14 protein-coding genes are annotated in these 14,277 nt (G+C 63.6%); 12 read left to right on the top strand and 2 right to left on the bottom strand.

The features are described from left to right. Window positions 1–31: 31 nt before the first annotated feature. From ACYG97_RS05550 to ACYG97_RS05525, 6 genes are all read left to right on the top strand, one after another. Window positions 32–1,336 carry a M24 family metallopeptidase gene (locus ACYG97_RS05550; RefSeq protein WP_023734190.1) on the top strand — a complete coding sequence of 435 codons (1,305 nt, stop codon included), beginning with the start codon at window positions 32–34 and terminating at the stop codon, window positions 1,334–1,336. A 337-nt stretch (window positions 1,337–1,673) separates the two neighbouring features. After that, window positions 1,674–2,351, top strand: a complete 678-nt coding sequence (locus tag ACYG97_RS05545; protein WP_023734191.1) for an isochorismatase family protein — start codon at window positions 1,674–1,676, stop codon at window positions 2,349–2,351. A 3-nt stretch (window positions 2,352–2,354) separates the two neighbouring features. Beyond that, window positions 2,355–3,413, top strand: a complete 1,059-nt coding sequence (locus ACYG97_RS05540; protein WP_460221560.1) for an alpha/beta hydrolase — start codon at window positions 2,355–2,357, stop codon at window positions 3,411–3,413. Window positions 3,414–3,681: 268 nt separating this feature from the next. After that, on the top strand, window positions 3,682–5,322 hold the full coding sequence (locus tag ACYG97_RS05535; protein WP_023734193.1) for an ABC transporter substrate-binding protein: 1,641 nt from the start codon (window positions 3,682–3,684) through the stop codon (window positions 5,320–5,322). A 173-nt stretch (window positions 5,323–5,495) separates the two neighbouring features. After that, the gene (locus tag ACYG97_RS05530; RefSeq protein WP_023705790.1) at window positions 5,496–5,900 is read left to right on the top strand and encodes a hypothetical protein; all 405 of its coding nucleotides are present in this window, start codon (window positions 5,496–5,498) and stop codon (window positions 5,898–5,900) included. Window positions 5,901–5,966: 66 nt separating this feature from the next. Beyond that, a complete protein-coding gene (locus ACYG97_RS05525; RefSeq protein WP_023734194.1) occupies window positions 5,967–6,320 on the top strand; it encodes a hypothetical protein in 354 nt (117 codons plus the stop codon). 38 nt (window positions 6,321–6,358) lie between these two features. On the opposite strand, the gene ACYG97_RS05520 is transcribed toward ACYG97_RS05525, so the two are convergent. Beyond that, a complete protein-coding gene (locus tag ACYG97_RS05520; RefSeq protein WP_023734195.1) occupies window positions 6,359–7,228 on the bottom strand; it encodes a hypothetical protein in 870 nt (289 codons plus the stop codon). A gap of 77 nt (window positions 7,229–7,305) precedes the next feature. Continuing rightward, on the bottom strand, window positions 7,306–8,163 hold the full coding sequence (locus ACYG97_RS05515; protein WP_031262307.1) for a hypothetical protein: 858 nt from the start codon (window positions 8,161–8,163) through the stop codon (window positions 7,306–7,308). 144 nt (window positions 8,164–8,307) lie between these two features. Here ACYG97_RS05515 and ACYG97_RS05510 point away from each other — a divergent pair, with 144 nt between their 5' ends. Genes ACYG97_RS05510 through ACYG97_RS05485 form a run of 6 tightly spaced genes read left to right on the top strand, consistent with a single transcriptional unit; the run spans window position 8,308 to window position 14,261 of the window. Then, window positions 8,308–8,940 (top strand): DUF4129 domain-containing protein, encoded by a 633-nt coding sequence (locus tag ACYG97_RS05510; RefSeq protein ID WP_023734197.1) that lies wholly within the window; start codon window positions 8,308–8,310, stop codon window positions 8,938–8,940. After that, on the top strand, window positions 8,937–10,142 hold the full coding sequence (locus ACYG97_RS05505) for a hypothetical protein (RefSeq protein ID WP_023734198.1): 1,206 nt from the start codon (window positions 8,937–8,939) through the stop codon (window positions 10,140–10,142). Before ACYG97_RS05510 ends, ACYG97_RS05505 begins: the two co-directional genes overlap by 4 nt. Further along, window positions 10,129–11,085 (top strand): AAA family ATPase, encoded by a 957-nt coding sequence (locus ACYG97_RS05500; protein ID WP_023734199.1) that lies wholly within the window; start codon window positions 10,129–10,131, stop codon window positions 11,083–11,085. Before ACYG97_RS05505 ends, ACYG97_RS05500 begins: the two co-directional genes overlap by 14 nt. Then, window positions 11,082–12,392 (top strand): DUF58 domain-containing protein, encoded by a 1,311-nt coding sequence (locus tag ACYG97_RS05495; RefSeq protein ID WP_023734200.1) that lies wholly within the window; start codon window positions 11,082–11,084, stop codon window positions 12,390–12,392. Before ACYG97_RS05500 ends, ACYG97_RS05495 begins: the two co-directional genes overlap by 4 nt. Then, window positions 12,389–13,408, top strand: coding sequence for a stage II sporulation protein M (locus tag ACYG97_RS05490; protein ID WP_023734201.1), 1,020 nt, complete (start codon window positions 12,389–12,391; stop codon window positions 13,406–13,408). The genes ACYG97_RS05495 and ACYG97_RS05490 overlap by 4 nt, the downstream gene beginning before the upstream one ends. Next, window positions 13,395–14,261, top strand: a complete 867-nt coding sequence (locus ACYG97_RS05485; protein ID WP_023734202.1) for an RDD family protein — start codon at window positions 13,395–13,397, stop codon at window positions 14,259–14,261. The genes ACYG97_RS05490 and ACYG97_RS05485 overlap by 14 nt, the downstream gene beginning before the upstream one ends. Window positions 14,262–14,277 lie beyond the last annotated feature (16 nt).

Raw genomic sequence — 14,277 nt, 5'->3', positions numbered from 1 at the left:
GCTATGGTCTAGCCCTTCAGGAGGCGCACCCATGAGCATCGTCGTTTTCGACCCGGACAGCACCGAGGATGTGGATTTCAAGGACCGCATGCGCCACCCGGTCGCGGCCGACTCGGCCGGTGGCATGTGGCTGTCGGACACCGAGCCGTCCTTCATCGATGCCGACGCGCTGCGCAAGGGTCGGCTGGCGAAACTGCGCGGCTGGATGCGCGAGGCGGGCTATGGGGGCGTCGTTTTGTTCGACCCCTACAACCAGCGCTATGCCACCGGCTCGCGCAACATGTTCGGCTATTTCCTGCGCAACTCGACGCGCTATTTCTTCATCCCCACCGACGGGCCGATCGTGCTGTTCGAATACCCGCAGAGCTACCATGTCTCGATGGTGCTCGACACGATCGACGAGGCGCGCCCGTCCAAGCTGGTATGGTCTTCGGTGTCGGGCCGCGACGACGAAACCGCCGGCCCCTTCGCCGACGAGATCGCCGAGCTTTTGAAGAAACATGGCGGCGGCTCGATGAAGCTCGGGCTCGACCGCTGCAGCCATTTGCAGGCGCTGGCGCTGGAAAAGCGCGGCTGCGAGGTCAAGGATTGCCAGGGCGAGATTTTGGCGGTGCGCGCGGTCAAGACGCCTGAGGAGGTCAAATGCCTGCAGGTATCGATGGCTGGCGCGGAAGCCGCTGTTTATGCCGTGCGCGAGGCGATCAAGCCCGGCGTCTCCGAAAACGAGCTGTTCGCCATCATGTATGGCGAGGTGATCCGCCAGGGCGGCGAGTTCATCGAGACGCGGTTGCTCACCTCGGGCCAGCGCACCAATCCGTGGTTCAACGAGGCCAGCGGCCGCAAAATCCGGCCGGGCGAGCTTCTGGCGCTCGATACCGACACGATCGGCTGCTATGGCTATTATTCCGATTTTTCGCGCACCTTCCGCTGCGGGCCGGGCAAGCCGACCGACTATCAGAAATCGCTTTACCGCATGGCGCACGACCAGGTTCAGCACAACATTTCGATCGTCAGGCCGGGCATGGCGTTTCGCGAAATCGCCGAAAAGGCGTGGAAAATCCCGGACCGTTTCGTCGACCAGCGCTATACCTCGGTGATGCACGGCGTCGGCATGCATGGCGAGACGCCGTTCATAGCGCATGCCATGGACTATGAGACCTATGGCCGCGACGGTTTTGTCGTGCCCGGCATGGTGGTGAGCGTGGAAAGCTATATCGGCGAGAAAGGCGGCCGCGAGGGCGTCAAGCTGGAGGACGAGATCCTGATCACCGACACCGGCACCGAGCTTCTGTCGCGCTTTCCCTACGAGGATGAATTTCTGGAGAAGCAGGTTTGATCGCAGCGTCCCTCACTAACGTCAGCGCGGTATCGCAAACCTTCGGGAATAGTCGCGGCAGCTATGCCTTCGTCATCCTAGGGCGAAGCAAGGAGCGCAGCGACGCGGCGCAGACCCTAGGATCCATGCCGGGACTCATCCGCGCCCCAACGGTGCAAGTTCTGCTCCGCCGCACTCTCCGACCAGTGTCACGGCATGGATCCTCGGGTCTCCGCGACGGAGCTTCGCTCCTACTTCGCCCGTGGATGACGAAGGTGGGGAGGCACCGGCCAATCACCACTGTTTGCGCGACTTCGCTGAACGGAATGGCGTTGGTCGCGAACCAAGGCCTATCCGCATGAAAAGCCCCATCTCCATCAAACGCGGCACGGTCGCCGCGGCGTTCATCGACCTCCAGGAAGAGCATCGGCAGGACAAGCGCTATCTGGTCGAGGGTTTTGGCGAGGTGCTGGCCAACGTCCAGCGCCTGCAGGCGGCGGCGCGGCGCAACTTCGTGCCGCTCTATCACTGGGCCTATGTCGTCGATACCGCCAAGGCGCGTCCGTTCCATCCGCTCGACGCCGACGGCAAGTCTGCCTTTTCCGACAAGACCGATCCGCTGACGGAGATTTGCCATGAGGTGGCGCCCGCGGCCGGCGAGACGATGCTGGTCAAAACGCAGGCCAGCGCCTTCGGCGCCGGACCTGGCGCAACCGAACTCAAGGCGCGCGGCATCGAATGGCTGATCGTCGCCGGCGTCTGGACCGAGGCCTGCATCGACGCCACCGTGAAGGACGCGGTCGCATCCGGCTTTCGTGTGCTTCTGGTCAAGGATGCCTGCGGCAGCGGCAGTGCCGCCATGCACCAGACCGCCATCCTCAACCTTGCCAACCGGCTCTATGGCGGCGCCGTCACCAACACGATAGACGCGTGCCGGCTGATGGCGGGCGACACCGTCGATGCATGGCGGGTCGAGGGCTCGGTGCCGCTGCGCTTCACCTTTGAAAACGCCGAACGGCTCTACGGCGAGCTCTGACAGATGGGCACGGTCCACAAGCTCAAGATCGCCAGGCGGGGGAAATACGCCACCCTGCTCGATCCGGCGCTGTGGGAGTATATCGACCTGGTCAATGACTGGTTCCCGCCAGAAATCGCCGAACTTCCGATCGCCGAGCAAAGGTCGGTCTATGATGCGATGTGCCGCGCCTTCCATCAGGGTTATCCCAAAGGGGTTTCGGCCAGCGGCGGCATCATCGCCGCCGATGCAGGGCACGCCATCCCGATTCGCTACTACCGGATGGCGGGCAAGCCCGTGCGCGCCGTCATCGTCTACTATCATGGCGGCGGCTTTGTGCTTGGCGGGCTCGACAGCCATGACGACATCTGCGCCGAGATCTGCGCCGGCACCGGTTTCGACGTTGTCTCGGCCGACTACCGGTTGGCGCCGGAGCATCCGCACCCGGCCGCCTTCGACGACGCGCTGACCGTGTTCGAATGGGCGGCGGTGACAACGGACCTGCCGATCGTGCTCGTTGGCGAAAGCGCCGGCGGCAACCTTGCCGCCGCGGTCGCGCACGCCTCGCGCCGCCACCTGCGCCGGGCGGTCGGCCAGGTGCTGATCTATCCCGGCCTCGGCGGCGACGAGAGTGCCGGCTCCTATGTCGAACATGCCGAGGCACCGTTGCTGACGCTGCGCGACATCGCGTTCTACCGCACCATTCGCGCTGCCCCGGCACAGTCGCCCGACGACCCGACTTTTTCTCCGCTGAAAGACAATGACTTCTCCGGCCTGCCGCCGACTGTCATCATCACCGCCCAGTGCGATCCGCTGTCATCGGACGGCGAGACCTATCGCGACCGCATCGTTGCCGCCGGCGGCCGCGCCTGGTGGTATGAGGAGCCGCGGCTGGTGCACAGTTTTCTGCGCGCCCGCAAAAGTGTTCAGCGCGCCGGCGAGGCGTTCGTGTGCACGCTTGCAGCCATCGCCGCCGTCGCCGTGCTCGGCAAGAACGATGAAGCGCTGATCTCCCCCCTCGTGGGGGAGATGGCCGGCAGGCCAGAGGGGGGCGCGAAGGATCGCGGCCCTTCAGTATCCTAAATCAACGCAACGATTATCTGTGAAGATACTCCAGTCGGCAGACGGGATGGCGGGACAGCGCCCCCCTCTGTCCTGCCGGACATCTCCCCCACAAGGGGGGAGATTGGCCGTCTACCTCTGCGGAGTGGCGCACAAGAATTGCGGAAAAGAGAACATTTCCCGGGGTCGGCCCGCTTTATCATCACCTGCTCAGGCAACGGCGCCCGATGATCGCATCCGCCCCAGCGGAGGCGGACCGTCGGGGCGCCCAACAAAAGAGGGAACGACGATGAAATTCATGCTGACCGACCGCAATTTGCACCCGCAGGCCAAACCCGTCGCCCAAGATTTCACAAAGGGCGGCGTCAACCGGCGCGAATATCTCGCCATCATGGCCGGCTTCGGCGTCAGCGCGGCCGGAGCACTGGCATTGGGCGGCCTCAGCGCGTCGCCCGCCCGGGCAGAGGAGCCGAAGCGCGGCGGCACCTTGCGCGTCGCCATGAACGTCAAGGGTTTCAAGGATCCGCGCACCTTCGACGGTGTCGAGATGTCCAATGTGGCGCGCCACTGCAACGAATATCTGGTGCGCTGGAACCGCGACTTCACCTTCGAGCCGTGGCTGCTCGAAAGCTGGGAAACCAGCGACGACGCCAGGACGCTGACGCTGCATGTGCGCAAGGGCATCGCCTGGTCGAACGGCGACACCTTCAACGCCGACGACGTCATCCACAATCTCAACCGCTGGTGCGACGCTTCCGTCGCCGGCAATTCGGTCGCCGCGCGCATGGGCGCGCTGGTCAATGCCGACACCAAGAAGCCGGTCGATGGCGGCATCGAGAAGGTCGACGACTTCACCGTAAAGCTCAATCTGCCGAAACCCGACATTTCGCTGATCGCCGGCATGGCCGACTATCCCGCGCTGATCATGCATCGCACCTATGAGGGCGGCGACGATCCGATGAAGGCGCTGGCGATCACCACCGGCCCCTGCGAACTGGTCAGCTGGAATGCCGAGACCAGTGCGGAGGTGAAGCGCAAGGACAAGCCCTGGTGGAAGGGCGACTTCTACCTCGACGGCATCAAATGGGTCGATTACGGCTCCGACCCCAACGCCATGCTGTCGGCGTTCGAATCCGGCGAAATCGACACCGACCACGAGACCGCGTCCGACGCCGTGTCGCAGACCGAGCAAATGGGCTTGTTGAATTCCGAGATCGCCACCGGCTCGACCATCGTTGCCCGCTTCAATGTCGGCAACGCGCCCTATGACGACGTCAAGGTGCGCCGCGCCGCCCAGCTTGCGGTCGACAATTCGGCCGTGCTGGCGCTCGGCCTCGGCGGCCGCGGCAAGCCTGCCGACAATCACCATGTCGGCCCGATGCACCCGGAATTTGCCGATATCGGCCCGGCCAAGCGCGACACGGAACAGGCCAAGAAATTACTCGCCGAGGCCGGCAAGACGGACCACGAATTCGAGTTGATCTCGGTCGACGTCGAATGGCAAAAGAGCACCGGCGATGCGATCGCCGCGCAGATGCGCGAGGCCGGCCTGAAGATGAAGCGCACCGTGCTGCCGGCCGCGACCTTCTGGAACGACTGGAGCAAATACCCCTTCTCCACAACCGAATGGCTGGGCCGCCCGCTCGGCGTCCAGGTGTTGGCGCTCGCCTACAAATCGGGCGCCGCCTGGAACGAAAGCGCCTATGCCGACAAGGAATTCGACACGCTTCTCGACAAGGCGCTGGCAACGCCGGACGCCGCCCAGCGCAAGGAGATCATGGCCAGGATCGAGCAGAATCTGCGCGATGCCGGCATCATCATCCAGCCCTACTGGCGCTCGGTCTACCGCACCTATCGCAAAGGCGTGCAGGGCTGCGAACAGCACCAGTCGCTGGAGCAGCATTTTGAGAAGGTGTGGCTGGAGGGGTGATCCTTCGGGGACGCCGCATACCGGCTGGCACCTGAGCGGTATGTCGCTCAGGTAGATACCTGCAGCGCACTCCGAGCATTTACGACGGTGTCTGTCTTGACGCGGCGATCGTGGATCGGTCTGGTGTGTCGACGAGGCGCCGCTGTGGGCTCGCGTCATTCCGGAGAATACACATGCGCGCCCGTTGGGCTTTCATTCTTGCACCCATTATTCCGGCGATCCTGCCCGGCTACAATTGGCATGCGAACCACCCTGAGACGGGGCCATTGTCGGGCTTCATCTTCGTAACCCTTGTTTTCTATGTTGTGGAGGCGATGGTAGGAATTCCGGCCTTCTATGTCCTCACCCGACGGCGCTGGCAGTTTTTTTGGGTATACGTCGTCGTTGGCTTTCTGGCAGTTTTTGTTCCAGCGTTTGTCTTCGGCCTCATTAAGTGGAGTCCTCCATTGGGAATCGGCGGAGTTCTCTATGCATGCTCCTTCATAGGGATACTCGGTGGCGCTACAGGGCTGATCTTCTGGCTTTTGGTGCGCCCAGACAAGGACCCTGTCGAACAGATTGCTTCGCACTTTACCTAGGTCAGCACCCCAACATTGAGTTCAAGGCCTGATAGACTTTGGCCGCGATATTTTGCACGAGAACGCATGGATCATTTCGACCTCGGCACCTACCGCCGCCCCATCTCCACCTCTTCGGCTGAAACACAGCGCTGGTTCGATATCGGGCTGAACTGGTGCTACGGCTTCAACCATGAGGAAGACACAAAGTGCTTCGAAAAGGCGCTGGAGACCGATCCTGATTGCGCCTTCGTGTATTGGGGCATCGCCTATGCCGCCGAGCCTTTTTACAACCTCACCTGGAAGGAGCACGGCAAGGACGAGGCAGACCGTGCGGCCAAACGCTGCTTCGACCATGTCCAGCTCGCGCGGGATGTGGCGATCACCTCGTCGTGCCTGTGTCGGACGAGCGCGGAGGCGGGGCCAAGCTGTTGTCACTGAAATCCCCGCCGCCCGACCAGCCGAGTTGGCTTCGCCTTCTAAGAGAAAATCTCCGCCAGTTCGTCTACGCTGGTGCCTTCCCTAACCTGGCGCAGTTCAACATAGGCGACCGCAATGGCCACCGATGCCACCGTGGACACGACCGTCGCGATAAGGACGCTTCCGATAGCGCCGAAAATCAGGGCGACCGTCGAGAGGCCGCTGAAGAAAGCGAAAATCAGGCCGATCAGCAAGGCAAACATCATCTGGAAGGCAAGCGCCGCCAAACACAGGATTAGCAAGACACCGAACATCGGCCAGCGGCTGCCCTTTGTCAGAGCACGGCTGCGCGACATCGCGCCAAACATGCCAAGCCGCTCCTGCATCAGCACCGGCACGGAAACCGATATGCCGAGCAGCCACCTGATGCCGGCAACGAGCAACACCACGAAGGCAATGATCGCTCCGAAGATCGGCACCAACATTCCGGCGATGCCCATCACGATGAGGCCAAGGATCATGGCCAAAAAGACAATCAGCCCCACCCCCAGCGTCGGGAATATGCTGCGCAAGGCTATCTGGATGCAGTCGCCGATCGCCGGGCGCTTGCCGTTCAGGTCCTCTATCGTCGCTTGCACCAGCGAGGACTGGAACAACAGCGCGCAAACGAAATAGATCAGGCTTAAAACGAGCGATAAGAACGAGCTGCTCATAATGACCCACTTCGCGCCGAGTGGAGGTGTGGCGATGTAGCCGCTGGGGCCGCCATTCCAGTGGTTCGACAGATTGAGCGCAACTGCTGGGAGGACCAGGAAAAGCGCCGCCAAAGCAATCATCAGACCGGGATTGCGGTCGATCACGGCGAAGGTGTTGTTGAAAACCCTGCCGATCTGGAACTTCTCAAGCCGCGCCGACGCCGTCGATGCCACGATTACCCCTTCCGGCCCGAGCTAGATCCCGGCCAATCGCGCCAACATGACTGGCTGTTCTCGGGCCAAAACCTTCGTTACGAGAAGATCTCCGCCAGTTCGTCGACGCTGGTGCCTTCCCTGACCTGGCGCAGCTCGACATAGGTGACGGCAATCGCCACCGAAATCACCGCCGAAACGATTGTCGACAGCAGGCTGCTTCCGATGGCAGCGGCAACGAGACCGGTCGTGCTGATCCCGCCGCTCGCAATAGCAGCCTGAAACAGCAAGGTGAAAACCACTTGTAGCCCTATCGCAACAATGCCGAGGACCAGAAACAGCGCGAATATCCGCCAGCGGCTTCCCTTCGTCAGCGCCCTGCTTCGCGAAATCGAGGCGAAGACGCCAGGCCTTTCCTGAACTGCGACGGGCACAGCCACCGATATGCTGATCAGCCACATGGCTATGGGGATGAGCGACAGAAGTGCAATCACACCGCCGACGATGGGGATGGCCATGGTGATGACCGTTAATATCATCGCCATCAGAAACATTGCCACGATGATCACAAGACCAATTCCGAGCGTGGGGAGGAAGCTGCGCAGGGCTATCTGAATGCAATCGCCAATCGACGGGCGCTTGCCGTTCAAATCTTCGATTGTCGCTCGTACCAGCGCCGCCTGCGCCAGAAAGGCCAAGATCAGGAGCACCAGGCCGGCAATCATCGAAACGGCACCATAGCCCGCCATAGCCGATTGCTCGAAGCTCACCCCAGGTACTGCTATCTTTGCAATCTGTCTAAAGCTCCAGATGTTGTACAGCAGCGCAGGCAGCGTCGAAAAAAGGCCGACGATGGCGGCAAGTGGGACGAAGCTGCGTCCGATTACCGAAAACGTATTGCTGAAAGCCCTGCCGACGCTGAACCGTTCCGGCCGCTCGCTCGCGATTGACGTCATGTTACATTCCCCCCGACTAATGGTTACCCGAAATCAGAAAGTATAAATCACCGATATTGATACTTGCGGTTGCCGCCGCTTGCAATTGCCTTGGCGTATTGCCAGTGTCGGCTCGCGAACCGCAGGTTGCAGGGGGGCGAGAAGGTGACTGCTGCACAGCCGGACGCTGCGCAAGCCGAATGGCTGGCCAAACTGCACAAGCAGTTGCTGTCGGACGATTCGATCCAGTTCGACCTGCCGGCCTACAGACCACCCGAGACACCCGAATGGCTGAAACCGCTGGGCGAGTTCCTGAAATGGCTCGGCCCGTACATGATCTACCTGTTCTGGGGCGCGGTGATCACAGGTGCCGCAATCATTCTGCTGCTGATTTTGCTTGAGGTGAAAGGCGTCGCCTGGCGCCTGCCTTGGTGGCGCAAAAAGAGCGTGACCGAGGCGGAAGCGACATGGCACCCCGACGTTGGCGCCGCGCAGGTCCTGCTGTCGGAAGCCGATGCGCTCGCCGCCCGGGGCAATTACGACGAGGCGGTGCATCTCCTGCTTCGCCGCAGCGTTGCCGACATTGCCGGCCGCCTGCCCGACTTCCTTCGCCCGTCGCTGACCGCGCGCGATATCGCGGGAGCGGCGTCGCTGCCAACGCGGGCGCGCAGCGCCTTTACCCAGATCGCGCGCATCGTCGAGGCAGCGTTGTTCGCGCGCCGGCCGGTCGGGCCGGAAGGCTGGCAGGAGGCGCGCAGCGCCTATGAGCGATTCGTCTTCAGGGATGCCTGGACGTGAGTGACGCGACAGCCGACATCGCCCAGCAGGAACCGTTCAGCCGCAGGACGCTGTTCTGGGGCATTTTCGCCAGCCTACTCGCGGCCGCGGGCTTCTTCCTGTTGTCCACCTATGCGCCCGACTTTCGCCAGCCGAGCGCCGGTGGCGCAACGCCGCTGTCGAAGAGCGGCATCGGCTATGCCGGCTTGGCGCAATGGCTGAAGCTGACCGGCAAGGCGCCCGATATGGCGCGGTCCGACAGCGATCTCGAGACCGAGATGCTGCTGATCGTCACCATTTCGCCCGACAGCGACCCAGATGCGCTCGCCAACATCATCAAGCTTCGCAAGGGCCTGGATACGCTGTTCGTTCTGCCCAAATGGGCGACCTTGCCGCTGGCCTTGCACGAAGGCTGGGAGATGAAGATCCAGCGACTGCCGGATGTGGTGGTCAACGACTGGCTCGGCCGCATCGCCAAGGCCAAGCTCGGCGAAGGCGAAAGCACGGCCAAGCAACTCGACGTCTCAGGGCAAATGGTCAGCGTTCCCGACCAGTTGCAATGGGTGGCCGACGAACACCCGCTGATTGCCGCCGGCAACGGCAAGGCCGTGCTGACCGAGGTCGAAGACGAGCGGTTCTACATTCTGACGGACCCCGATCTCATCAACAACGCTGGCTTGAAAGATCCCGACAAGGCGGCGGCGGCGCTCAAGCTGATCGAGCTCCTCCAGCCCGAAGAGGGTGCCGTCATGTTCGACCTGACGCTGCATGGCGTCGGGCGAAAATACGATCTCGCCAAGCTTCTGGTCGAACCGCCTTTCCTGGCGCTGACGCTGACCATCCTGGCGGCGGCGGCACTTGCCTTCCTGCATGGCCTTGGCCGGTTCGGGCCGCCACGGGCCGATCAGCGCGCCATCGCCTTCGGCAAACGCGCGCTGGTCGACACCACGGCGATGCTGTTGCGCCGCGCCGGCCGGCTGGAAGAACTGGGCGACCGCTATGGAGCACTGGCACGCGTACGCGCCGGCGCGCTGCTCGGCGCGCCGCACGGTTTGCAGGGCGAAGCGCTCGACCGCTGGCTCGATTCCCGCGATAAGGACGAAGCCGGCGGGTTCACGACCCGCCTGCAAGCTGCGAACGCGGCAAAGACCCTGACACAAATGCATGATGCAGCCGAAAAGCTGCACGACTGGACGGCAAGGAGGCTCGGTGAACGTCGATGATGTGAAGGCCCTGGCGACACAGATCAGGGAAGAGGTGGCCAAGGCCATCACCGGGCAACACGATACGGTCGATCTGATGCTCACGGCATTGTTCGCCGGCGGGCATATATTGCTCGAGGGACCGCCGGGCACGGCCAAGACGATGACGGCGCGCTGCTTTGCCCAGGCGCTGGGCGTCGCCTATGGCAGGATCCAGTTCACGCCCGACCTGATGCCCGGCGATATCGTCGGTTCCAACATCTACAATTTCCAGACCGGGCAGTTCACGCTGACGCGCGGCCCGATCTTCTGCGATCTGCTGCTCGCCGACGAAATCAACCGAACGCCGCCGAAGACCCAGGCAGCCCTGCTGGAGGCGATGCAGGAGCATGCCGTCACCTTCGACGGCACCACCTATGCGCTCGGCCCGAACTTCATGGTGGTCGCGACGCAGAACCCAATCGAGCACCAGGGCGTCTATCCCCTGCCCGAAGCCCAGCTCGACCGTTTCCTGTTCAAGCACCGGGTGAGCTACCCCGGCCCGGAAGAGGAAAAGGCGATCATCATCCACCATGGCGGCGGCACCGCCTCGCACGACATCAAGCAGTACGGCATCAAGGCCCAGGCCGACCGCAAGACGCTGGAAAAGGGGTTGGCGACCGTCGGCGAGGTTACGCTGGTCGATGATGTCGTCGACTATATCGCCAAGCTGGTGCGGGCCACGCGCGAAAGCCCTGACCTCGAGGTCGGCGCCAGCCCGCGCGCGGGCGCCATGCTGGCGAGAGCTGCACGGGCTCGGGCAGCGCTCGACGGGCGTGCCTATGTCATCCCCGACGACGTCAAGGCGCTTGCCGTGCCGGCGCTGCGCCATCGCGTTATCCTGTCGCCGGCGGCGCAGATCGACGGCCGCCTGGTCGAACAGATCGTGACCGACCTTGTAGACCAGACGGAAGCGCCACGTTGATTTATCCGAGCGGCCGGGCAGTCTGGGCAGGTGCGGCCGGTGCAATACCGGCCTTCCTGATCGCGCTCGCGCTGCCGTCGATGTGGTATCTCGGCCTGTTGTGGATCTGCGCGCTGCTTGCTTTCCTGGCCGTGGACGCGGCCGCCGGGCGCGGACGGGCTTCTCTGAACGCCAGCATCCACGCCCCGCCGCAGGTCAGCGTCGGCGGCCAGCTCACCGTCAATGTCACCGCCAGGCTCGGCGGACGGCCGCGCGCCGTGCAGGCGCGTCTTGGCCATGACGAGCGGCTGCAACCGCTGGGCGGCACCGGCGGCGCATCGACCGCCGAGGCCGGCAGCGCATCGCTCGATCTCAGATTTCAGGCGCTGCGGCGCGGCATTGCCAGGTTCGATCGCCTGTGGCTGCGCTGGCGCGGGCCGTTCGGCCTGGTCTGGAACCAGGTCGTCCTGCCAATGGACAACAAGGTCGCGATACTGCCCGATATCCGCAGCGCCCGCGACGAGGCGATCACGCTTCTGCAGCGCCAGGCGCTGCCCGACGGACATGCGCAGCGCCGCGCCGGCCAGGGCCGCGAATTCGAGGCGCTCAAGGACTACCAGCCCGGCATGGGCCGGCGCATGATCGACTGGAAGCGCAGCGCCCGCCACGGCAGGCTTCTGGCGCGCGAATTCCGTATCGAGGAGAACAACAACATCGTGCTGGCCATCGATAGCGGCCGGCTGATGTGCGAGCCCGTCGACGGCGTGCCGAAGGTCGACCGCGCGGTCACCGCCGCCTTGCTGTCGGCGTTCATCGCACTGAAGGGCGGTGACATGGTCTCCCTGTTCGGCTTCGACGCGCGGCCGCGCGTTTCCAGCGGCGCCGTGCGCGGCTCCGCCAGCTTCGCCATGATCCAGAAGCGGGCGGCGGAAATCGACTATTCCACCGAAGAGACCAATTTCACCCTGGCGCTGACGACGCTGGCGGCGCGGCTCGACCGGCGCTCGCTGGTGATCATCTTCACCGACTTCGTCGATCCGATCAGCGCCGAACTGATGCTGCGCACCGTCGGCCGGCTCACCGAACGGCATCTGGTGCTGTTCATGATGATGAAGGATGTCGAACTGGAGACACTGGCCGACATGCCGCCGGACGCACCGGAGGATGTGGCGCGCTCGGTCGTCGCCGGCGGGCTGCTGCGCGAAAGGCAGGTCGTCATCGGCAGGCTCAGGCTGCTCGGCGCGCATGTCATCGAAGCCGACCATCAGAGGCTCGGGCCGGCACTGGTCGAGCGCTATCTCGAACTCAAGCGAGAGGATCTGTTGTGAACGCGCTGGTCGGCAAGGATGCGGTGCGGCAGTCGCTGGCGAGCTTCCGTTCGGAGCGCGAGGCCGACTGGAAGGCGTTCGAGGCGCTGCTTGCCCGGGTCGAGAAACGTGCGCCGCGCACGCTGTCGGAAGACGAGCTTTTGTCGCTGCCGCTGCTCTACCGCTCGGCGCTGTCCTCGCTTTCGGTGGCGCGGGCGACGTCGCTCGACAATGCGCTGGTCAGCTATCTCGAAGCGCTTTGCCTGCGCGGCTACTTCTACCTCTATGGCGCACGTCGCGGCTTGCGGCAGCGCATCGGCGACTTCTTCCTGCATGACTGGCCGCATGCCATTCGCGATTTGTGGCGCGAGACCTTGCTGTCGGTCGTCCTGACCTTTGTCGGCGCCGGCGCCGGCTACTGGCTGGTGGCCAAAGACAAGGGCTGGTTCGACGCCATCATTCCGCCGAGCCTGGCCGGCGGGCGCAACCCGGACGCCTCAGTCGAAGTCCTGCGACAGGTGCTTTATGACGGCGCCGACAGCAATTTCCTGTCGGGCTTCGCCGCCTATCTGTTCACGCACAATGTCCAGGTGGCGATCCTGGCCTTCGCGCTCGGCTTTGCCTTCGCGGTGCCGAGCGTGCTCTTGATCCTGATGAATGGCTGCCTGCTTGGCGCGATGTTCCAGATCTACGTCGCCAAGGGGCTCGGGCTGGGGCTGGGCGGATGGCTGTCCATCCATGGCACCACCGAGATGTTCGCGATCGCCTTGGCGGGCGCCGCCGGCATGCGCATCGGCACGCGCATCGCCTTCCCCGGCGAACTGACGCGGATGACGGCTGCTGCCGATGCCGGGCGCGTGGCCGCCACCACCATGGTCGGGGTGACGATCATGCTTTTGTTTGCCGGCCTGCTCGAAGGCATCGGCAGGCAGGTGATCACCAGCGACGTGACACGCTATGCCATTGGCGGCGTCATGCTGACGCTGTGGCTTTGCTATTTCTATGTGTTCAGGGTGGTGCGGCATGGCGACCGCTAGGCGCGCTGCCGTCTCGACGATACGGCCGCTGATCACGCCGGAAGGGGTCGATCTCCGGATCAAGCTCGCCGATGCCGGCACCCGCGCCGCCGCCTTCCTGCTCGACTTTGTCATCATCATCGTCACGGCGATCGTGATCTCGATCGTTGCACTGTTCGGGCTGGCCGGCCTCAAAGGCGAAGGCGCGCAGCCGCTGTTCATCGTCTGGATCATCCTGATCTTCTTCCTGCGCAACGCCTATTTCATCGTCTTCGAAGCCGGCCGCCGCGCCGCCACGCCCGGCAAACGGATGCTCGGCATCCGGGTGGCGTCGCGCAGGGGCGCCGGCCTGTCAGTCGATCAGGTCATTGCCCGCAACCTGATGCGCGAGATCGAGATCTTCCTGCCGCTGTCGATCATCCTCGGCCGCAGCGAGATGGGGCTCGCCGACACGCTGACGACGATCTTCGGACTGGTGTGGACGCTGCTGTTTGCGCTCTTCCCGCTGTTCAACCGCGACCGCATGCGCATCGGCGACCTTTTGGCCGGAACGTGGGTTGTCGAGGCGCCGAAACTGGCGCTGGTCGAAGACCTGTCGCAACGCCAGGACACCACCACCCGCGCATTCCGCTTCACCCAGGCACAGCTCGATGCCTATGGCATCGCCGAACTGCACAAGCTGGAGGAAGTGCTGCGCCGCGACGACTATTTCGCGCTGAAAGCCGTGGCCGAAACGATCGGACGCAAGATCGGCATGACGATCGAGCCGGTCGATTCCAGGGCCTTCCTCACCGCCTATTACGGCGAGCTGCGGGCACAGCTTGAGCGCAAGCTGCTGTTGGGCAACCGCAAGGCGGATAAGTATCAGCGGTGAGCCGTGCCTCAGATGG

Source organism: Mesorhizobium sp. W067, assembly GCF_054719525.1.
Note: the sequence above shows the minus strand (reverse complement) of the source record. Positions and strands in the feature narration are given on the sequence as shown.

Bases quoted from the DNA above. Each gene is read 5' to 3' on its own strand.
- ACYG97_RS05550 (WP_023734190.1), top strand. From the start codon at position 32: ATGAGCATCGTCGTTTTCGACCCGGACAGCACCGAGGATGTGGATTTC.
- ACYG97_RS05545 (WP_023734191.1), top strand. From the start codon at position 1,674: ATGAAAAGCCCCATCTCCATCAAACGCGGCACGGTCGCCGCGGCGTTC.
- ACYG97_RS05540 (WP_460221560.1), top strand. From the start codon at position 2,355: ATGGGCACGGTCCACAAGCTCAAGATCGCCAGGCGGGGGAAATACGCC.
- ACYG97_RS05535 (WP_023734193.1), top strand. From the start codon at position 3,682: ATGAAATTCATGCTGACCGACCGCAATTTGCACCCGCAGGCCAAACCC.
- ACYG97_RS05530 (WP_023705790.1), top strand. From the start codon at position 5,496: ATGCGCGCCCGTTGGGCTTTCATTCTTGCACCCATTATTCCGGCGATC.
- ACYG97_RS05525 (WP_023734194.1), top strand. From the start codon at position 5,967: ATGGATCATTTCGACCTCGGCACCTACCGCCGCCCCATCTCCACCTCT.
- ACYG97_RS05515 (WP_031262307.1), bottom strand. From the start codon at position 8,163: ATGACGTCAATCGCGAGCGAGCGGCCGGAACGGTTCAGCGTCGGCAGG.
- ACYG97_RS05485 (WP_023734202.1), top strand. From the start codon at position 13,395: ATGGCGACCGCTAGGCGCGCTGCCGTCTCGACGATACGGCCGCTGATC.